Annotated in this window: 15 protein-coding genes; 7 read left to right on the forward strand and 8 right to left on the reverse strand. The window is 44.5% G+C overall.

Going from position 1 to position 17605, the window contains the following annotated elements; genetic code table 11:
• Positions 1-37: 37 nt before the first annotated feature.
• The 6 genes from DXD68_RS09015 to DXD68_RS09040 form a co-directional block, all read right to left on the reverse strand.
• A complete protein-coding gene (locus DXD68_RS09015; protein WP_233577058.1) occupies positions 38-1570 on the reverse strand; it encodes a tetratricopeptide repeat protein in 1533 nt (510 codons plus the stop codon).
• 15 nt (positions 1571-1585) lie between these two features.
• Complete coding sequence (locus tag DXD68_RS09020; protein WP_122361322.1) at positions 1586-3148, reverse strand: tetratricopeptide repeat protein; 1563 nt, start codon at positions 3146-3148, stop codon at positions 1586-1588.
• Between the two features lie 21 nt (positions 3149-3169).
• Complete coding sequence (locus DXD68_RS09025; RefSeq protein WP_122361323.1) at positions 3170-5173, reverse strand: M56 family metallopeptidase; 2004 nt, start codon at positions 5171-5173, stop codon at positions 3170-3172.
• 22 nt (positions 5174-5195) lie between these two features.
• Positions 5196-5558 carry a BlaI/MecI/CopY family transcriptional regulator gene (locus DXD68_RS09030; protein ID WP_122361324.1) on the reverse strand — a complete coding sequence of 121 codons (363 nt, stop codon included), beginning with the start codon at positions 5556-5558 and terminating at the stop codon, positions 5196-5198.
• A gap of 318 nt (positions 5559-5876) precedes the next feature.
• On the reverse strand, positions 5877-6089 hold the full coding sequence (locus tag DXD68_RS09035) for a hypothetical protein (RefSeq protein ID WP_122361325.1): 213 nt from the start codon (positions 6087-6089) through the stop codon (positions 5877-5879).
• A 54-nt stretch (positions 6090-6143) separates the two neighbouring features.
• Positions 6144-7883: a T9SS type A sorting domain-containing protein gene (locus DXD68_RS09040; protein ID WP_122361326.1), complete on the reverse strand. Its 1740-nt coding sequence runs from the start codon at positions 7881-7883 to the stop codon at positions 6144-6146.
• Between the two features lie 70 nt (positions 7884-7953).
• On the opposite strand from DXD68_RS09040, the gene hflX reads away from it, so the two are divergent.
• Together hflX and DXD68_RS09050 are read left to right on the forward strand one after the other, a co-directional pair.
• Positions 7954-9165 (forward strand): GTPase HflX, encoded by a 1212-nt coding sequence (hflX, locus tag DXD68_RS09045; RefSeq protein WP_122361327.1) that lies wholly within the window; start codon positions 7954-7956, stop codon positions 9163-9165.
• A gap of 27 nt (positions 9166-9192) precedes the next feature.
• On the forward strand, positions 9193-11199 hold the full coding sequence (locus DXD68_RS09050; protein ID WP_122361328.1) for a DUF4954 family protein: 2007 nt from the start codon (positions 9193-9195) through the stop codon (positions 11197-11199).
• 6 nt (positions 11200-11205) lie between these two features.
• Here the strand turns inward: DXD68_RS09050 and xerD are convergent, their stop codons facing one another.
• Positions 11206-12111, reverse strand: coding sequence for a site-specific tyrosine recombinase XerD (gene xerD, locus DXD68_RS09055; RefSeq protein WP_122361329.1), 906 nt, complete (start codon positions 12109-12111; stop codon positions 11206-11208).
• Between the two features lie 100 nt (positions 12112-12211).
• Between xerD and aroQ the strand changes: the two genes are divergently transcribed.
• The 5 genes from aroQ to DXD68_RS09080 are packed head-to-tail and all read left to right on the forward strand — an operon-like array spanning position 12212 to position 16360.
• Positions 12212-12646, forward strand: a complete 435-nt coding sequence (aroQ, locus tag DXD68_RS09060; RefSeq protein ID WP_122361454.1) for a type II 3-dehydroquinate dehydratase — start codon at positions 12212-12214, stop codon at positions 12644-12646.
• Positions 12647-12668: 22 nt separating this feature from the next.
• Positions 12669-14120, forward strand: a complete 1452-nt coding sequence (pyk, locus tag DXD68_RS09065; protein ID WP_122361330.1) for a pyruvate kinase — start codon at positions 12669-12671, stop codon at positions 14118-14120.
• A 29-nt stretch (positions 14121-14149) separates the two neighbouring features.
• Entirely contained in the window at positions 14150-14776 is a 627-nt protein-coding gene (locus DXD68_RS09070; RefSeq protein WP_122361331.1) for an O-methyltransferase, read from the forward strand.
• Positions 14777-14788: 12 nt separating this feature from the next.
• Positions 14789-15124 carry a 30S ribosome-binding factor RbfA gene (gene rbfA, locus DXD68_RS09075; protein ID WP_122361332.1) on the forward strand — a complete coding sequence of 112 codons (336 nt, stop codon included), beginning with the start codon at positions 14789-14791 and terminating at the stop codon, positions 15122-15124.
• A 12-nt stretch (positions 15125-15136) separates the two neighbouring features.
• On the forward strand, positions 15137-16360 hold the full coding sequence (locus tag DXD68_RS09080) for an ABC transporter permease (RefSeq protein WP_122361333.1): 1224 nt from the start codon (positions 15137-15139) through the stop codon (positions 16358-16360).
• On the opposite strand, the gene DXD68_RS09085 is transcribed toward DXD68_RS09080, so the two are convergent.
• Positions 16353-17435: a mannose-1-phosphate guanylyltransferase gene (locus tag DXD68_RS09085; RefSeq protein WP_122361334.1), complete on the reverse strand. Its 1083-nt coding sequence runs from the start codon at positions 17433-17435 to the stop codon at positions 16353-16355. The genes DXD68_RS09080 and DXD68_RS09085 overlap by 8 nt on opposite strands.
• Positions 17436-17605 lie beyond the last annotated feature (170 nt).

A 17605-nucleotide genomic window follows, 5' to 3' on the forward strand; every position in this document is an offset into this window, starting at 1 on the left:
TTTAACGATTAATACTGTATGCTTTCCGTTCTGCCGTTCATTCCAGCTTAACGGCCTTTCCTTCAACGTTAACTTCCTTTGCCGAATCTCTTGCAGCTATTTCTTTCTTATGTTTTTTCTCGTAATCCTTCATAGCTGCTTTCATTTGTTCGCGCCGTTTCTTTTCCAATTCGGAAGGTTCGGGTAACTGGTTGATGAGGTTTTGCAGATCCGGCATGGACAACCGGCTTTTTTTACCGTCGGGAGCCAACATGGTCAACTCCGTCATATTCCGGAAGAAAGCCTCTTTGTATAAGTCTTCCAGGAAATAACGGAAGCCGAACAGGTTCTCTTTCGATTCCTTTCTCTTCATCAACTCTGTCATGTAAATATATTTGCTGAAAAGCGCTTTCTGTAACCGTTTCTCATCATCGAACATCTCCGAATCTCTTAGCCAGTAATGTTTGTTGATTTCATATAGCAGGTTCAACTGTGTCGGGTCTTTCTTCCAGGCTTCATAATAGACTTTTTCAGCTTCATTGAATCGGCCATCCCGCTCCAAAGCGCTTCCCCGGAAAGTAGCCAGCAAATTGACGAAAAACTTCTTCGGTTTCATACATTCTTCCGCCTGGTCGAATAATTCATATGCCCGCTGTCGGTCGTAAGTTTTACCTAATGTACCTCCATAAAGCAAAATCGTTTCCACATCAGTCGAATCGATTGCATAAGCCAGCTCCAAAGGTTCCACGGCATCCAATGCATGCCCGGACATATAGCGGGAAGCACCGGCATATTTTAGATTGATAAAAGAAGAATCTCCTTCCGCCAACAGACTGCTGTAGACAGTGTCCGCTTTCAGGTATTTTTTCGTCATATACAAAGCCATCCCCTGGCTCTGCCGTATCTGTCGGTTATCGGGGTTATAGTACAAAGCGGTATCGCAGACCTGCAATGCTCCTTTCCCATCTCCCTGCCACAGTAACAGGTTGATCAAGGAAGAAGCGACACGGATATTCTCCGGATTGATCTCCATTGCACGGGCATATAACTCCAAAGCGATCAGCGTATTCATTCCTCCTTTTTTCATATGGCAATCGGCGAGACCAGCCAGGATGGTAGGATTATCGCTCTCAAACGTAGCCAGCGTACGATAGTGATCCATCGCCTTCCCGTAATCCCCTAACTGATAATACAGGCGTGCCAGTTGATTGTTCGCATAAAAGTTCAGACTATCTACTTCCAGTACTTTCCCGTAGCAACGCTCCGCCTCCGCTATCTTTCCATAATTAATAGCGGCACGGGCAAGCGCATTCCATGCATCCATATTCGTCGTATCCATCGACAGGCAATGCTGAAAACAACGATATGCATCTTTATACCGAAACATACCCTCATAAGCCTGCCCGATGGCCGACATAGTTGCATAATTCGCAGAATCTGCCGCCGTCAGACTATCCGTGCGAGCAAGCACCTCCGGAAACTGTTTTCTGTTTACCAACTCCTGCAAAGAAAGCTCCTGAGACTGCAATGTAAAGACGTAAAAGGTAAGGATGAATAACATCGTACTCATCATTCTGATCAACTTCTGCATATCTGTTCTATTTAATTATTCTGATTTCTTTTCTGTCAGTTTCTGTTCCTCGTGTAATTTTCCTGCAGCCTTCATGCCCGCTTTAAAAGCTTCAGAGTTCTCGTCGAGAGGCTCCAGCTTAGGATTCGCAGCTTGCTTTCTCTGTTTGAAGTTGTCCTCCATCTGCTTTTGAAGTTTCTTTTCGAGTTCCGGAGTTTCCGGCAACTGATCGATGACAGACTTCAATTCGTCCACCGCCAACTTACTCCTCTTACCGTCGGGAGCGATCATAATCAGCTCATCCTTTTTCTTGAAGAAAGCATCTTCATACATATATTGCAACAAAGGACGATATACATGGAACCCTTTCAGCTTCTTTCCTGTCAGGATACATTCTTTCAGGAAAGTGACTTTGACAAATAAGGCACGATCACGTTCTTCTTCCGTGTCATAAGTCGGTCCCCAATTTGAGAACTTCTGTTCGATACGGAACAACAAATCCAAACGGTCTTTATTCGCCAACCATTCCTTATACAACAACCTTTCAGCTTCCCGCGAACGCCCGTCTTTCCATAAGGTCTCGGCACGGGAGGTCAACAACAAATTGACCAAAGCCTCATTCGGCTGCATCAACTGTTCCGCCTGGTCGAACAACAGGTAAGCACGTTTACGATCGTATGTCTTCCCCAAAGCGGCTCCCAACAACAAATTTGTTTCTACATCTGTCGTATCTTTCCGGTAAGCCCATTCCAACAAGTCGATCGCATCCATGGCACGCCCCGACAGATAACGCGAAGCACCGCCATATTTCAAGGTAAGAAAAGAGGTATCGCCTTCCGCCAACAGATCCTGGTATAAGGTATCGGCTGTGGCATACTGCTTATTCATATAGAACCCCATCGCCTTGCTGCGACGCAGGGACTGATTGCCGGGATTATAAAACAAAGCCGTATCGCAAACAGCCAGACCGTCCAGTACGTTCGGGCCGCCCAACCGGTACAGACAATTGACCAGCGCACTTGCAAGGCCGGCATTTTCACGGTTCACATTATAGGCTTGATAATAACAAATCGTAGCTGCCGGTACGGAATTCATCTTCATATAACAATCAGCAATATTCCGGTAGATAACAGGATTTACCTTCGTCGTGTCCTGATCGCGTAAGACGTTGAACTGCAGGACAGCATTCTCATAATCACCGATCTGCGAATACAGACGCGCCAGTTGATAATTGGCATAAAAGTCCGTACTGTCCGCTTCCAAAACTTTCAGGAAACAATCTTTAGCTACCGATGCTTTTCCCAAATTCATCGCCACCCGGGCAACGGAAGTGAAAGCATCTGCATTCGTCGTATCCATTTGCAGACAATACTGATAATACCGGTAAGCCTTATCATACTCCAAGATACCTTCGTAAGCCTGGCCGATAGCCGACATAGTAACATAATCGGCAGAATCTGCCGGAGTAAGGCTATCGGCCCGGGCAATCACTTCCGGAAATTTCTTCTTATTCACCAGTTCCTGAAGCGATACACTCTGTGCCTGCCCCATAAGGGACAGGACACTGAGAAGAAGCAAAACAGTATATTTGTGCATCATCCGCTCGTATGTATAAAATGATTACTGCAAACTGAAAGTCATAGGAACGGTATATTTCACCCGAACCGCTTTTCCACGTTGTGTACCCGGAATCCATTTCGGCATTTCACCGATTACACGTACAGCCTCTTTATCCAAAGCCGGATCAAGACCTCTTATTACCTGGATATTACTGAGTGAACCATCTGTTTCCACAATAAATGAGCAAGTTACCCGTCCTTGAATTCCCTTTTCCTGAGCCTCTTTCGGATATTGAATAGCTTTAGCTAAAAAAGCAAGCAATGCCCCTTGACCACCGGGATATGTCGGCATCTTCTCTACCATCGTAAAGACTTGACCGGAAGCATCGACAGACTTCTGTTCTCCATAACCGACAACAACGATTCCATTATCTACCATTTCTTCCTGCTTGTTCTGTTGTTCCGGATTGTTACTATCAGTTTTTCCTTGCAAACGGAAAGTAACCGGCACTGTATATTTAACAGCAACATCTTGTCCCCGTTGCTTTCCGGGCGTCCATTTCGGCATTGTAGAAAGTACCCTGATAGCTTCTTTATCGAGCGACGGATCTACACCACGAATCACTTCTATATCCGTCACCGAACCATCTTTCTCTACAATAAAAGAAGCCGTCACACGTCCCTGGATTCCATTTTCCTGGGCGATTACCGGATATTTAACGGTTTTTGCCAGGAATTGCAATAGAGCTTCTTGTCCACCCGGAAACTCCGGCATAACTTCTACTACCGTAAATACCTGGTCCGTTGATGTTCTGGGCTTAGGAGAGGCAGTAGGAGCAGTTCCCGTAGTCGGTTGCGTTCTTTGTATGCTTCCGTCCGGATACAGCTGTACTTTCAGGTTACCCAACACATCCTTTACCGCAACCTCTTTCGGTTTCATTCCAGGGAAAGAAAAACTAAGAACGGCATCTTTTGTTGTTTCAAGAGTAAAGTTACCTTTGGTATCGGTAATCGTACCGACATTGGTTCCTTTGATTATCACTGACGCACCGATAACCGGTCCGTTAAAATCATCGATTACCTGACCTGTCACTTTCACATTATCCCCTTGAGTGATCATCACCTCGGTAGCTTCCTTTACATCGGCAACAGCATCGGCTGCTATTTCCTTTGTAATACGGGCTACTGCCTCGATGTTGCTCAGCAGCATCAGGAATACTGCCAGAGGAATGAATATCAGGTATTTTGTTCTTCCGATCCCGTGGGATCTCTTTTTGTTCATCATACTAATTCTGTTTTTTAGATGTAATACATTAAAACTATTATATAATGTTGCTGCAGCCTGATAATGATGGGCAAGTCCCAGTAGATGGTACTGATAGCTCTTGCAGTCGTATCCGGATTGGATAACGGTATTGTCTGCCAGATATTCCAGGTTATGGCGCACCTCGCGTTTCAAAAGCCACGCAAAAGGGTTCACCCAACATACGACAGTAATCAGCTCGCAAATCATCACGTCTATCGAATGCCATTGGAATACATGGGTACATTCGTGTGTAAGTATTTCATCTATCTCTTTCTCCGAATGGCTTTCCGGATGTATGAATATCATTTGGAAGAACGAAAAGGGTCCGGCGGGTTTATCGAGCCGATAAACCAGGACACCATGAATAAGAGTCCGTTTACTACGGTATGCCAACAGCAGGATGCTGGTCAACTGCACAAAGAAACGGACTAGTAAAAGGGCCACGACACTCCAGTAAATATACGAACTTGCGGAAAGCATCACGGCTTTCCAGTCTGTCTTAACGACCGTTTCGGGGGTGATGGTAACTTCCGGCATCATCGCCGAATACATCATGATCACTTCCGTCATTGGTTCCTGTTCTTTCACCCACTCCTGAATATTCAGCAACGGATAAAGCAATGCGAGGCCAAAGAAAGCAAGGAGGGAGACCCGACGCAACTTAAAGAACGTGTCCTTGTAAAAGAGCAGACGGTAGAAGGCATAAAAGAGTACAAAGGCTACATTCACCTTCAAAAAGTAGGCAAATTCCGGTGTCATGGTAATAAGGTGTTTATAAGGTTTATTCTTTTCCTTTTTCTATCAGATCGATGATATCTTTCAGGTCATCAGCCGAAATCTTCTGATCTTTGGCAAAGAAAGAGACCATTTCCTTGTACGAGTTCTCAAAGTAATTACGAACTACTCCGCTCATAAAAGTACGTTTGTATTCACTTTCCGGGATCAACGGAGTGTATTCATACGTATTTCCATAACGTTTGTTCTTCACATACTTCTTTCGTTCCAAATTCTTTACAATAGAAGCAAGCGTTGTATAAGGGGGTTTCGGATCTGCATATTTCGCCAGTATCTCTTTTACGAAACAAGGACCAATCTGCCAAATCAAGCGCATTACCTCTTCTTCCTGCATTGTCAATTTTTCCATGATTCTTATCAATTTACGATTGTATCGCAAATCTACGAATAATTCGTATAATTACAACAGAAAAGGCGTTAATAAGTATTAAATACACTATAATCTCTTTTTTACTCCGAATGACAAAACCTATCTTCCCTGCTTCAGCAAGAATATAAAGTTCAGTACCCTATTCTACCCATCACTGTGGGAATCTTTCCCCATTGGGATGGGGGAAAAAAACCACAAAGAAGGGGAAAACTCCCCACTTAGATGGGGATAATTCCCCACAACTATGAAAATAGTGGGGAAAGCGCACACTATGATGAGGGCGCACCTTTTTTTATTTTATTTTGTCTCGTTCTCTTCTTTCCACTTTTTCCGCATCTTCACACGTTTGACCTGCAGATAGCGCAGTAGGAAGATAACGAACAGGGAAACTCCCAGGACCGAAAAATACTGTACCCAATCCGGATCCGGCTGTTTTCCAGGCCATCCCCATACACACATAACAAGCAGGTAGACAAGCAGAACGCCAGTTGTAATATTAATTCTCTTCATAACGGATTCTTTTTTTACTTTTCAACAGGCAAAGATACAAGATAGTTTATTTTATCATTGGGCCAAAACGCATTTGTGTTGGGCACGATAACCACCAGCTTCAATAATCAGTATATACAAACCGCCCCGAAGAGGTAACGATTGCACAGACGAACCTTGCGGTACCGGACAGGAATATACAAGTTGTCCCGCGACATCGACCACTTTCAGTTTCCCGACAGACGAAAATCCACTCAGATAGAGCACATTACCTTTTAAAATACTCGTCTCGTTTTCTTTTCTTATTTTTAACAGCTGAGTTTTAACATTTATCGGCTCCGTCAGTTCAGAACGCAAAGGATAACCGGATTTTAGCAACACTGCCTTTGCGGTAGACGGTTCATTCGTAACAGTCAGTTCAGTTGTGGCACTCGCTTTGACGAAAAAGGCAGCCAAGGGGGGAAGTTCATAATTGCTGCCTATTGCATAAGGGGCATAGTTCTTTCCATCATATAGATAAATGTTTCCGTCGAGTGCCGGATCAGGCTGTATCTGAGACAGTTTTAATGGAGCGGGCAAAGGGTTACCACAAAGATACCAACCACTGTTATCATCACCTGCATCCATAGACGAAGCGACATTTACAGGAATGGAAACCGTCTTTCCGAAATCCTCAGGTATATTTTCTCCCTCAACGGAAAAGGTTAATGTATTATCAGAAGCTGCCGCATCCAATGCGACCAAATAACCTTTTCCTCTTTCAAAAACAAGGGGGTTATCTGAAGAAACAGGAAGAGAGAAGACCTCCCAATTTCCTGTCGGTGTTTGAGTAGAAGATCGTTTGTCACCGTTATATGTTAGCATATAGAAGTAATCGCCGTTGCCTGTAAATTGCTCATCCTTCAATTGAAAGCGGTTATCGATCTCCTTCAGATAGACATCGAAAGGGAAAGAGAGGAAATACCATTTGCCTTTTTCGGGAAAAGTATAATACATTGTAATCCGGTTATTAACAATAAACTTCCCAGCAACTGTCAGAGAAATACCTGTGCTGTGGAGATAAAGTTCGTCTACAATGAAATGCCCATTTTCTGCAATATGTAATCCTCCATTCGCTAATTGAGTTTGATGACACTGGACAAGAGTATTAATCTCAACATTACCGCTTATTAATGCAGCTCTGTGACGCAAAGGAGGGAGGTGCGACCAGCAGAGTGTGTCATTCCAGCATCCATTTTTAGTAAAAAGAGAATACTTTGGAATATTGCCGAAAGCAAAAATATTACTTAGTAAATAACATCCTCCATGAGTTCCTTTTGACGGATTTGCTGCTACAAATTCCATAGAAGAAGGAGACTTTTCTATTAAAGCGTCTTTATAATCGAAGCTGACATTATCTTCTTTAGGTTCATATAAACTTCTTGTCTTCAAATCACCACCGCTTAAATAATGCAAAGTCATAATTTCGTCCAAAGCAAGAGATAATGCTGCACAACGTATTTGTATTGCTCCATTCTGATATTGATTAACATCAAAAGGCTCAAATACAACACTGCTTCCTGGTGGCACAACTAAAGTTTTTTTCCCTTCTGGAATATTCGCTTTACCAGTTATCTTATAATTCCAGTTATTACTGACTGATTGCGAAAATGTTTGCATACGAAACGTATCGACAACCAGTGGATTCTCTTTTCCTTTCACGAAATCACCCCATGCAGACGGATTAGACACTTGTGCCCGGACAGGCACTAAAATTGCCAAAATGGCTGTTCCGGCAAAGATGCGCCGAAACATACGTAAATGTTTCTTTTTCATAGCTAAACTATTTTGATCGTTATTATGTTTGCAAATATAAAGAAATAATTGAAATGATTATCTTTGCTGCATGAAAGAATTTATCATATCAGAAGCAAAAACTGAAAAAGCTGTGCTCGTCGGTTTGATTACCCCCGAGCAAAACGAACAGAAAGTAAAAGAATATTTGGACGAACTGGCATTCCTTGCCGATACGGCCGGAGCAGATGCTGTCAAAAAGTTTTATCAGAAACTGGATTATCCGAATCCCGTCACATTTGTCGGTACCGGTAAATTGCAGGAGATCAAAGAATACGTGGTCGAGAATGAAATCGGACTGGTTATCTTCGACGACGAACTCTCACCGAAGCAGCTTCGTAATATTGAAAAAGAACTCCAGGTGAAAATACTCGACCGTACCAGCCTGATACTCGACATATTCGCCAGCCGTGCCCAAACAGCCAATGCAAAAACGCAGGTCGAACTGGCACAATATAAATACATGCTTCCGCGCCTGACCCGCTTGTGGACCCACCTGGAACGCCAGCGTGGTGGTGTTGGTATGCGCGGACCGGGTGAAACCCAGCTGGAAACCGACAAACGTATCATCCTGGATAAGATTGCCAAGCTAAAACGCGACCTGGTGGATATTGACAAACAGAAAAGTGTACAGCGGAAGAATCGTGGCAAGATGGTCCGTGTCGCACTGGTCGGTTATACCAATGTCGGCAAATCCACGTTGATGAACCAATTGAGCAAAAGCGATGTGTTTGCCGAAAACAAATTGTTCGCCACGCTCGACACCACTGTCAGAAAGGTGATCGTTGAAAACCTGCCGTTCCTGTTGTCAGACACGGTCGGTTTTATCCGCAAATTACCTACCGAACTGGTGGAATCGTTTAAATCAACACTCGACGAGGTGCGCGAAGCCGATCTACTGGTCCATGTAGTGGATATTTCCCATCCGACTTTCGAAGAACAGATTGAAGTCGTAAACAAGACACTAGCGGAAATCGACAAAACGGAGAAGCCGATGATCATGGTATTCAACAAAGTCGACGCATTCACCTTCACCCCCAAAGAAGAAGATGACCTGACACCACGAACACGGGAGAATATCGACCTCGACGAACTGAAACGTACCTGGATGAATAAGCTACAGGACAACTGTATCTTTATCTCAGCCAAAGAACGCACCAACATAGATGCGCTGAAAGCATTATTATACGAACGGGTTAAACAGATACATATCACCCGCTTCCCCTACAACGATTTCCTCTTCCAGCAGTACGACGAGGAATAGGCAAGAAGATTATTAATAAGTTGACCAATGGAAAAAATCAGAAACCTGCGGCCGGAAGAGATTGCGCTCCTGCAATCTCAGGGCTGCCATGCAGAAAACTGGGAAAATGTTATAGTCCCTGTTGCTTTCGGTACACAGTATATTCATAACGTACATTTCTCCGGCACTGTCGTCCTCGGTACTTTTGAAAAGGAATTCACTCTGCCGGGCGGGATCAGGAAGCATAGCGGTCTAAAAAATGCGACCTTACATAACTGCATGCTGGGTGATAACGTATTGATCGAGAATACACACAATTATATCGCCAACTACCGCATCAAGGATAATTGTTTTATAGAAAATGTCAATGTGATTGTAGTTGACGGAGAAAGTTCCTTCGGTAATAATATACCGGTTTCGGTACTGAACGAGACGGGAGGACGAGAGGTCCCTATCTACAACTGGCTTTCAGCACCGATAGCTTATGTGATCGCACTTTACCGCCACCGCCCGAAACTGATCGAACGATTGCAGGAACTGATTGCAGGTTATACTAAAAGCGTCACTTCCGACCACGGTACAATCGGAGAGAACACCCGGATAATCAACACCGGAACGATCCGGAATGTCAATATAGGCAGGCATGCAACCCTGGAGAACTGTACACGCCTGGAAAACGGGACGGTGAACAGTAACGAAGAAGCCCCTGTATATATCGGCGACAGTGTGATCGCCCAGGATTTTATCATCTCATCAGGTGCCGTGATTGCCGATGCGGCGAAGATCATCCGCTGTTTTATCGGGCAGGCATGCCACGTAACACATAACTTTTCGGCTCACGATTCCCTGTTGTTCAGTAACTGTTCCTTTGAAAACGGGGAAGCCTGCGCCATCTTCGCCGGCCCGTTCACCGTTTCCATGCATAAAAGCAGCCTGCTGATCGCCGGTATGTATTCATTCCTGAACGCCGGAAGCGGTTCGAACCAAAGCAACCATATGTACAAACTCGGTCCGATCCATCAGGGTATCGTGGAAAGAGGCTCCAAAACAACCAGCGATTCATATATTCTTTGGCCGGCACGCATCGGAGCATTCTCCCTGGTTATGGGACGACATCACCATCATAGCGACACCTCCGACATGCCTTTCTCTTATCTGATAGAGAAAGATGACGAGACTTATCTGGTGCCGGGCGTAAACCTGCGGAGTGTCGGTACGATCCGTGATGCCCAAAAATGGCCGAAGCGCGATAAACGCACCGATCCGAACCAGCTGGATATGATTAACTACAATCTGTTAAGCCCATATACGATCCGGAAGATGCTAAAGGCTGTCGATATCCTGACAAACCTGCAAACGCTTGTCGGAGAGACTTCGGAAATATATTATTATCAGAATACCCGCATCAAAGGTTCTTCTCTGCAAAATGCACTGAAGTTCTATAGAATGGCTATCAACAAGTTTTTAGGAAATTCGCTTATCAAACGTCTGGAAGGAACTCCCTTCCGCGACATCGAAGAAGTCCGCAGGCAACTGGTCCCTACTACTGCCGAAGGGACTGGCGAATGGGTCGACCTTTCCGGATTGATCCTTCCCAAAGATCAACTGGACAGTTTGATCGAGCATATCGAGAGCGGTGAAATAAACTCCCTGGAGAGGGCGGAGGCTTTCTTCCATCTTATGCACCGCTCATACTATGACATGGAATGGACATGGGCTTACCAAAAGATAGAAGAATACTACGGCATTAGCCTCAGCAAGATTACCGCCGATAAGATCATCGAACTGGTCGAAATATGGAAATCATCCGTTATCGGTTTGGACGAACTCCTTTATAAAGATGCTAAAAAAGAATTTTCCCTCACCTCAATGACCGGCTTCGGTGTAGACGGCACCCGTAAAGAAAAAGAAGAGGATTTCGAAATCGTACGCGGAGCATTCGAGCAAAACCCGTTCGTCACAGCCGTGAAAGAACATATCAGTACCAAACGGGCACTAGGGGACGAGCTGATCGAAAGGATAAGCCGCATTTGTAACTCAGAAGAAGAAAAGTAAAATACATCATTCCCGGCGATGGCTTCGGGGATGATGTTCCAGTATTTCTTTGCGCAGAAACTGGCGGTCGATATGGGTATATATTTCTGTTGTCGTTATCTTTTCATGTCCCAGCATATCCTGGATGGCACGGAGATTGGCGCCACCTTCCAGCAGATGGGTGGCAAAAGAATGCCTGAATGTATGGGGACTGACATTTTTATGGACGCCTGCCATCTCCGTCTGTTGTTTGATAATATGAAAGACCATGATGCGGGAAAGAGCCGTTCCCCGGCGGCTCAGAAACAGAATATCTTCAAACCCTTTCTTCACTACCATCAAGTTACGATCCAACAGATAGTTCTTTATCTCACGGATAGCCGTATCGGAGATCGGAACCAGCCGTTGCTTACTGCCTTTTCCTTCCACCCGGATAAATCCTTCATCGAAATAAACATCCGAATAACGCAAAGTGATCAACTCTGAAACACGCAGGCCGCAACTGTATAATACCTCCAGCATCGCCCGGTTACGCTGTCCTTCCGGCAGAGAAAGATCGATGGAATCCAATATATTATTTATTTCATTGACTGTCAACACTTCGGGAAGTTTCAATCCAATCTTCGGCGACTCCAACAATTCCGTCGGATCAACTGTTATATACTCGTCCAGTAGCATGAAGCGGTAAAACGACTTTATACCGGAGATAATCCGGGCCTGCGAACGCGGGTGTATGCCGATGTCGCGCAACTGGGCAACGAACTGCTGTAAATCCTGATAAGTAATGTCGGTATACTCTTTCCCCTCATTTTCTATAAAGCGGGTCAGTTTATCCAGATCAGTCAGGTAAGCATCTATCGAGTTGGCAGATAGAGACTTTTCCAGCCGGAGCCAGGTCTTATACTTGCTGATTATATCTTTTCCTTGTTGCATTGTACACAGGTCATTATGTATGTGTCAAATAAAATCACTACCTTTGCCGGATATTTTTCAGCCCGTACCAGGTGGTGCAAAGGTAATAAAGTTACAGCAAATGAAGAAGATTCAGATTATTAATGGTCCTAATCTTAACCTGTTGGGCAAACGTGAGCCAACAGTATATGGTAATGCTTCTTTCGAAGGATATCTGGACGAGTTACGTGCCCGATACCCGCAATGCGAAATAGCTTACTTTCAGAGTAATATAGAAGGTGAAATGATTAACAAGATCCACGAAGTGGGTTTTGAATACGATGGTATTATAATGAATGCGGGAGCATATACACATACATCCATCGCATTGCACGATGCCATAAAATCAGTGACTACTCCGGTAATAGAAGTACATATCTCGAATGTACATGCACGCGAATCGTTCCGTCATGTATCGATGATATCGGCAGCCTGCAAAGGAGTGATCCTGGGATTCGGACTGGATTCATACCGTTTGGCGCTCGAAGCGCTTATACAATTCGAAAAAGGTAAATAATAGGTTATAATATTTAAGGTATATGTTAAAGCATACGAAGATTGTTGCTACAATTTCTGATCAACGTTGTGACGTGGAGTTCGTCCGCTCATTATACAACGCAGGAATGAATGTTGTGCGCCTGAATACGGCCCACATGATGGAAGAAGGTTTGAACCGTGTTGTTACAAATGTACGCGAAGTGTCTGACCGCATCGGTATATTGATGGACACCAAAGGGCCGGAAGTCCGTACTACAACGGCCAGCGAGCCAATACCTTTCACTACCGGCGAAACCGTTAAGATCATGGGCGACCCGGATAAAGAGACTACGCATGATTGTATATATGTTTCATACAGGAATTTTGTCGGAGACCTGACGGTCGGCAGCGATGTGCTGATCGATGATGGCGACCTGGAGCTGAAGGTGATCGAGAAACATGACGACTACCTGGTCTGCGAAGTGGAAAATGACGCTACACTGGGAAGCCGCAAGAGCGTGAATGTGCCCGGCGTACGTATCAACCTCCCTTCCTTGACAGACAAAGACCGTAAGAATATCCTTTGGGCTATCGAGAACGACCTCGATTTCATCGCACATTCTTTCGTAAGAAACAAACAGGACGTATTGGATATCCAACACATTTTGGACGAACATAAAAGCCCGATCAAGATCATTGCCAAGATCGAGAATCAGGAAGGCGTCGACAACATCGACGAGATCCTGGAAGTAGCTTACGGTATCATGATCGCCCGTGGCGACCTGGGTATCGAAGTGCCGGCAGAAAAGATTCCGGGAATCCAGCGCGTATTGATCCGCAAATGTGTGGAAGTGAAAAAACCTGTGATCGTTGCGACCCAAATGCTTCACTCCATGATCAAGAACCCACGTCCTACCCGTGCGGAAGTAACTGATATCGCCAATGCCATCTATTATCGCACAGATGCGTTGATGCTTAGCGGCGAAACAGCTTACGGTAAATATCCGTTGGAGGCAGTACAGACAATGACTAAAGTTGCCCGCGAAGCAGAAAAGACCAAACTGGCAGCAAATGATATCCGTGTCCCTATCGAAGGAAATGACCTGGATGTTACTTCATTCCTGGCAAAACAAGCTGTAAAATCATCCAACAAATTACATGTAAAGGCAATCATCACTGACAGCCACACCGGACGTACAGCACGTTACCTGGCAGCTTTCCGTGGCACATCTACTGTATTTGCTATCTGCTACAACTCACGCGTAACCCGCATGCTTTCTTTATCATACGGCGTATGGGCAGTTTATCAGCCGTGGGATGACAGCCGCCGCGGATATTTCTACAGTGCACTGAACGAACTGATCAAGAGCGGACGTATCACACGTAACGACATGGTTGCTTACCTGAGCGGTAGCTTCGGCGAAGGCGGCGGTACAACATTCCTCGAAATCAATAACGTAGGAAAAGTACTGGACGCAGGAAGTAAATATTCCCTCCCGACCTTCAAAGAATAAATAAAATAAAACCGAAAAAGGTGTAGCAAATGACATTAGACGAATACATTCTCTCTCATAGCGACGAAGAAGGCGCATTGTTATCCGCCCTAAACCGGGATGCCAATGTGAATTTGCTGCGTCCGCGTATGTTGTCCGGACATCTGCAGGGACGTATACTGAAAATGTTTTGCCGCATGCTTCGCCCCCATCGTGTACTGGAGATCGGTACCTATACGGGCTATGCCACACTTTGTATGGCAGAAGGAACCGAAGATGACGCTTTGATCCACACGCTGGAGATCAACGACGAGATGGAAGATTTCATCATGAAATACCTCTCCCGCTCTCCTCATAAGGCTAAAATAAGATTGCACATCGGTGATGCTATGGAGATCATACCGGAACTGGACGAGACATTCGACCTGGTATTTATCGATGCCGACAAACGTTTGTACTCCGATTATTATGACCTGGTATTTCCCAAAGTCCGCCCGGGCGGACTGATTCTCGCCGATAATACCCTGTGGGATGGGAAAGTTTTGGAAAAACCTCACCCGTCGGATAAACAAACCATCGGGATACTTAGTTTTAATGATAAAATAAAGGAAGACCCACGGGTGGAGAAAGTGATCCTTCCGCTTCGAGACGGTCTGACAATGATATGGAAAAAATAAATTGAGAACGATATGGAAAGTACAAGACTGAATAAGATAGGTCGTCTGATTCAGAAAGAATTAGGCGATATTTTCCAGAAACAGACCCAGGCAATGCCGGGTACATTGATTTCTGTTAGTGCCGTGCGTGTCAGTCCCGACCTGGGCGTAGCCAAAGCTTACCTGAGCATATTCCCTTCTGAAAAAGGCCAGGAACTGCTTGAAGCGATCCGCACGAATACCAAAGCGATCCGATTCGAACTGGGTAAACGTATAGGAAAACAGGTCCGCATCATTCCGGAACTGAGTTTCTTCATCGACGATTCGCTGGATTATATTGAAAACATCGACAAACTGTTGCAGAAATAAGAAAATCAAGCTTTGAATCTTCCGTTTTATATAGCCCGGCGGTACCTCTTTTCGAAGAAATCCCACAATGCCATCAACATAATTTCGATGGTATGTGTTTGCGGCGTGGTCGTTGCAACGATTGCAGTCGTTTGTGCACTGTCGGTCTATAACGGATTCAACGACCTGGTAGCAGGTATGTTCAGCAGTTTCGATCCGGAACTGAAGATCAGTCCGCGTACCGGCAAGGTTTTCGATCCGACTACAGCCGAATTTCAGAAAGTAAAACAGTTACCGGATATTGCCTGGTTCGGAGAAGTCCTCCAGGACAATGCCCTGGTTCGCTATCACGACCGCCAGGACATAGCCGTCATCAAAGGAGTCGATGAAAACTTCAGCCATCTGACACTGATCGATAGCATACTGATAGACGGCAGTTTCATACTGAAAGATGAAGTCGCCGATTATGCGACATTAGGTGTCGGACTGTCTGCCAAACTGGGTGCCAAACCGGGATTTGCTTCACCTTTGGAGATATATGTTCCCAAACGGGATGAAAAGGTTAATCTATCCAATCCGGCTTCTTCTTTTAACCAGGAATATGCTTACATAGGCGGCGTGTTCCTGATCAACCAACAGGTATATGACGAAGGGTATATGATACTCCCTATTTCACTGGTGCGCCAATTGCTCAAATATGACAAGGAGGTCAGCTCCATCGAACTGAAACTTGCAGACGGTGTAGATATCTCTTCGGCTAAGAAACAGATAAAAGTGCTTTTAGGCGACCGGTTCATTGTACAGGACCGCTATGAACAGCAGGAAGCCTCCTTTAAGATGATGCAGGTAGAAAAATGGATGACCTTTCTGATCCTTTCATTCATCCTGGCAATTGCCTTATTTAATGTGGTAGGTTCCCTGTCCATGCTGATGATCGAGAAAAAAGACGACGTACGTACCTTGCAGAATATGGGAGCTGACGACAAACTGGTCCGTCGTATCTTTTTATTTGAAGGCTGGATGATATCCGGTTTCGGGGCAGTGATAGGAATTGTGATCGGTCTGGTATTATGTCTCCTGCAACAACATTTCGGATTTATCAAACTGGGACAGACAGCAGGTGCTTTTGTCATCGATGCTTATCCCGTACGGGTCGTATTCACCGATCTTCTCGTTGCGTTTATTACGGTAGCGGCCATCGGGTTAATGGCCGCCTGGTATCCCGTACATTATTTGGGAAAGAAATGGTTTAATTAAATTCTTTCCCGAATTTTATCTGCGCATCCGCCACAAACTGCTTGATACGCTGTTCGTCATCTTTCTTACAAATAAGCAATACATTGCCTGATTCAGCGACGATACAGTCTTCTACACCTTGAATGACAGCCAGTCTTTTTGAATTACCTACGGCAATCACATTCCCTGAACTTTCATAAAGCAGCGCATTACTATTCTTCAATACTGCATTATTATTTTCATCTTTCGGTGCCAGCTCGAACAACGATCCCCAGGTACCCAGGTCAGCCCAACCGAAATCAGTACACAGCATATACACATTATCCGCCTTTTCCATGATACCATAATCGATAGATATCTTCAGGCAATAAGGGAAATTTTCACGGATAAATTCACGTTCGTTCTCAGTATTGAATTTGTCTTTCCCCAAATCAAAACGAACGGCAATATCCGGAAGATATTTGGCAAACGCATCCAGTATGGCATTTACATTCCACAGGAACAGACCTGAGTTCCAAAAAAACTCGCCGCTTTCATAAAAGACCTTCGCCAATTCCAGGTTCGGCTTCTCCGTAAAGGTTTTTACTTTGGTAAATTCGCCCAGCATAGAATCACTACTCTGAATATAACCATAACCTGTTTCCGGACGACTCGGCTTGATACCTAATGTTACCAGTGCATTATTATTCTTCACAAAATCCAATCCTTTCTGAACATCTTTCAGAAAAACATCTTCTTTCAGAATCAGATGATCGGAAGGAGCGACAACGATATTGGCATTCGGATTGCATGCTTTTATATGGTAAGCAGCGTAAGCAATACAGGGAGCTGTATTTCTACGTGCCGGCTCCAGCAGGATCTGGTCTTCCCTCAATTCGGGTAATTGTTCTTTGATCAGGTCGGCGTAAGCTTCATTCGTTACAATAAAAATATTTTCAATCGGAATAATCTTGGAAAAACGATCGAAAGTCATTTGCAACAGGGAACGGCCAGTTCCAAAGAAATCAAGAAATTGTTTTGGATAACTTTCTCTGCTAAAAGGCCAGAAGCGACTGCCAATCCCTCCACCCATGATAACGCAATAATTATCTTTCATGATATACAGGTTGTTTTTAATTATACTCTTACAAAGTTAACGAAATAATCCGGGATTTATTCTCATATAAAGTATTATTAGATTTTTCTCAAAGAATATTTGAAAAAAATACCCCGAATGCTTGCATGTATGAAAATTATGCGTACCTTTGCAACGCATTAGCAAAAAAG

Source organism: Parabacteroides sp. TM07-1AC (genome assembly GCF_003480915.1).
Lineage (GTDB): Bacteria > Bacteroidota > Bacteroidia > Bacteroidales > Tannerellaceae > Parabacteroides > Parabacteroides chongii.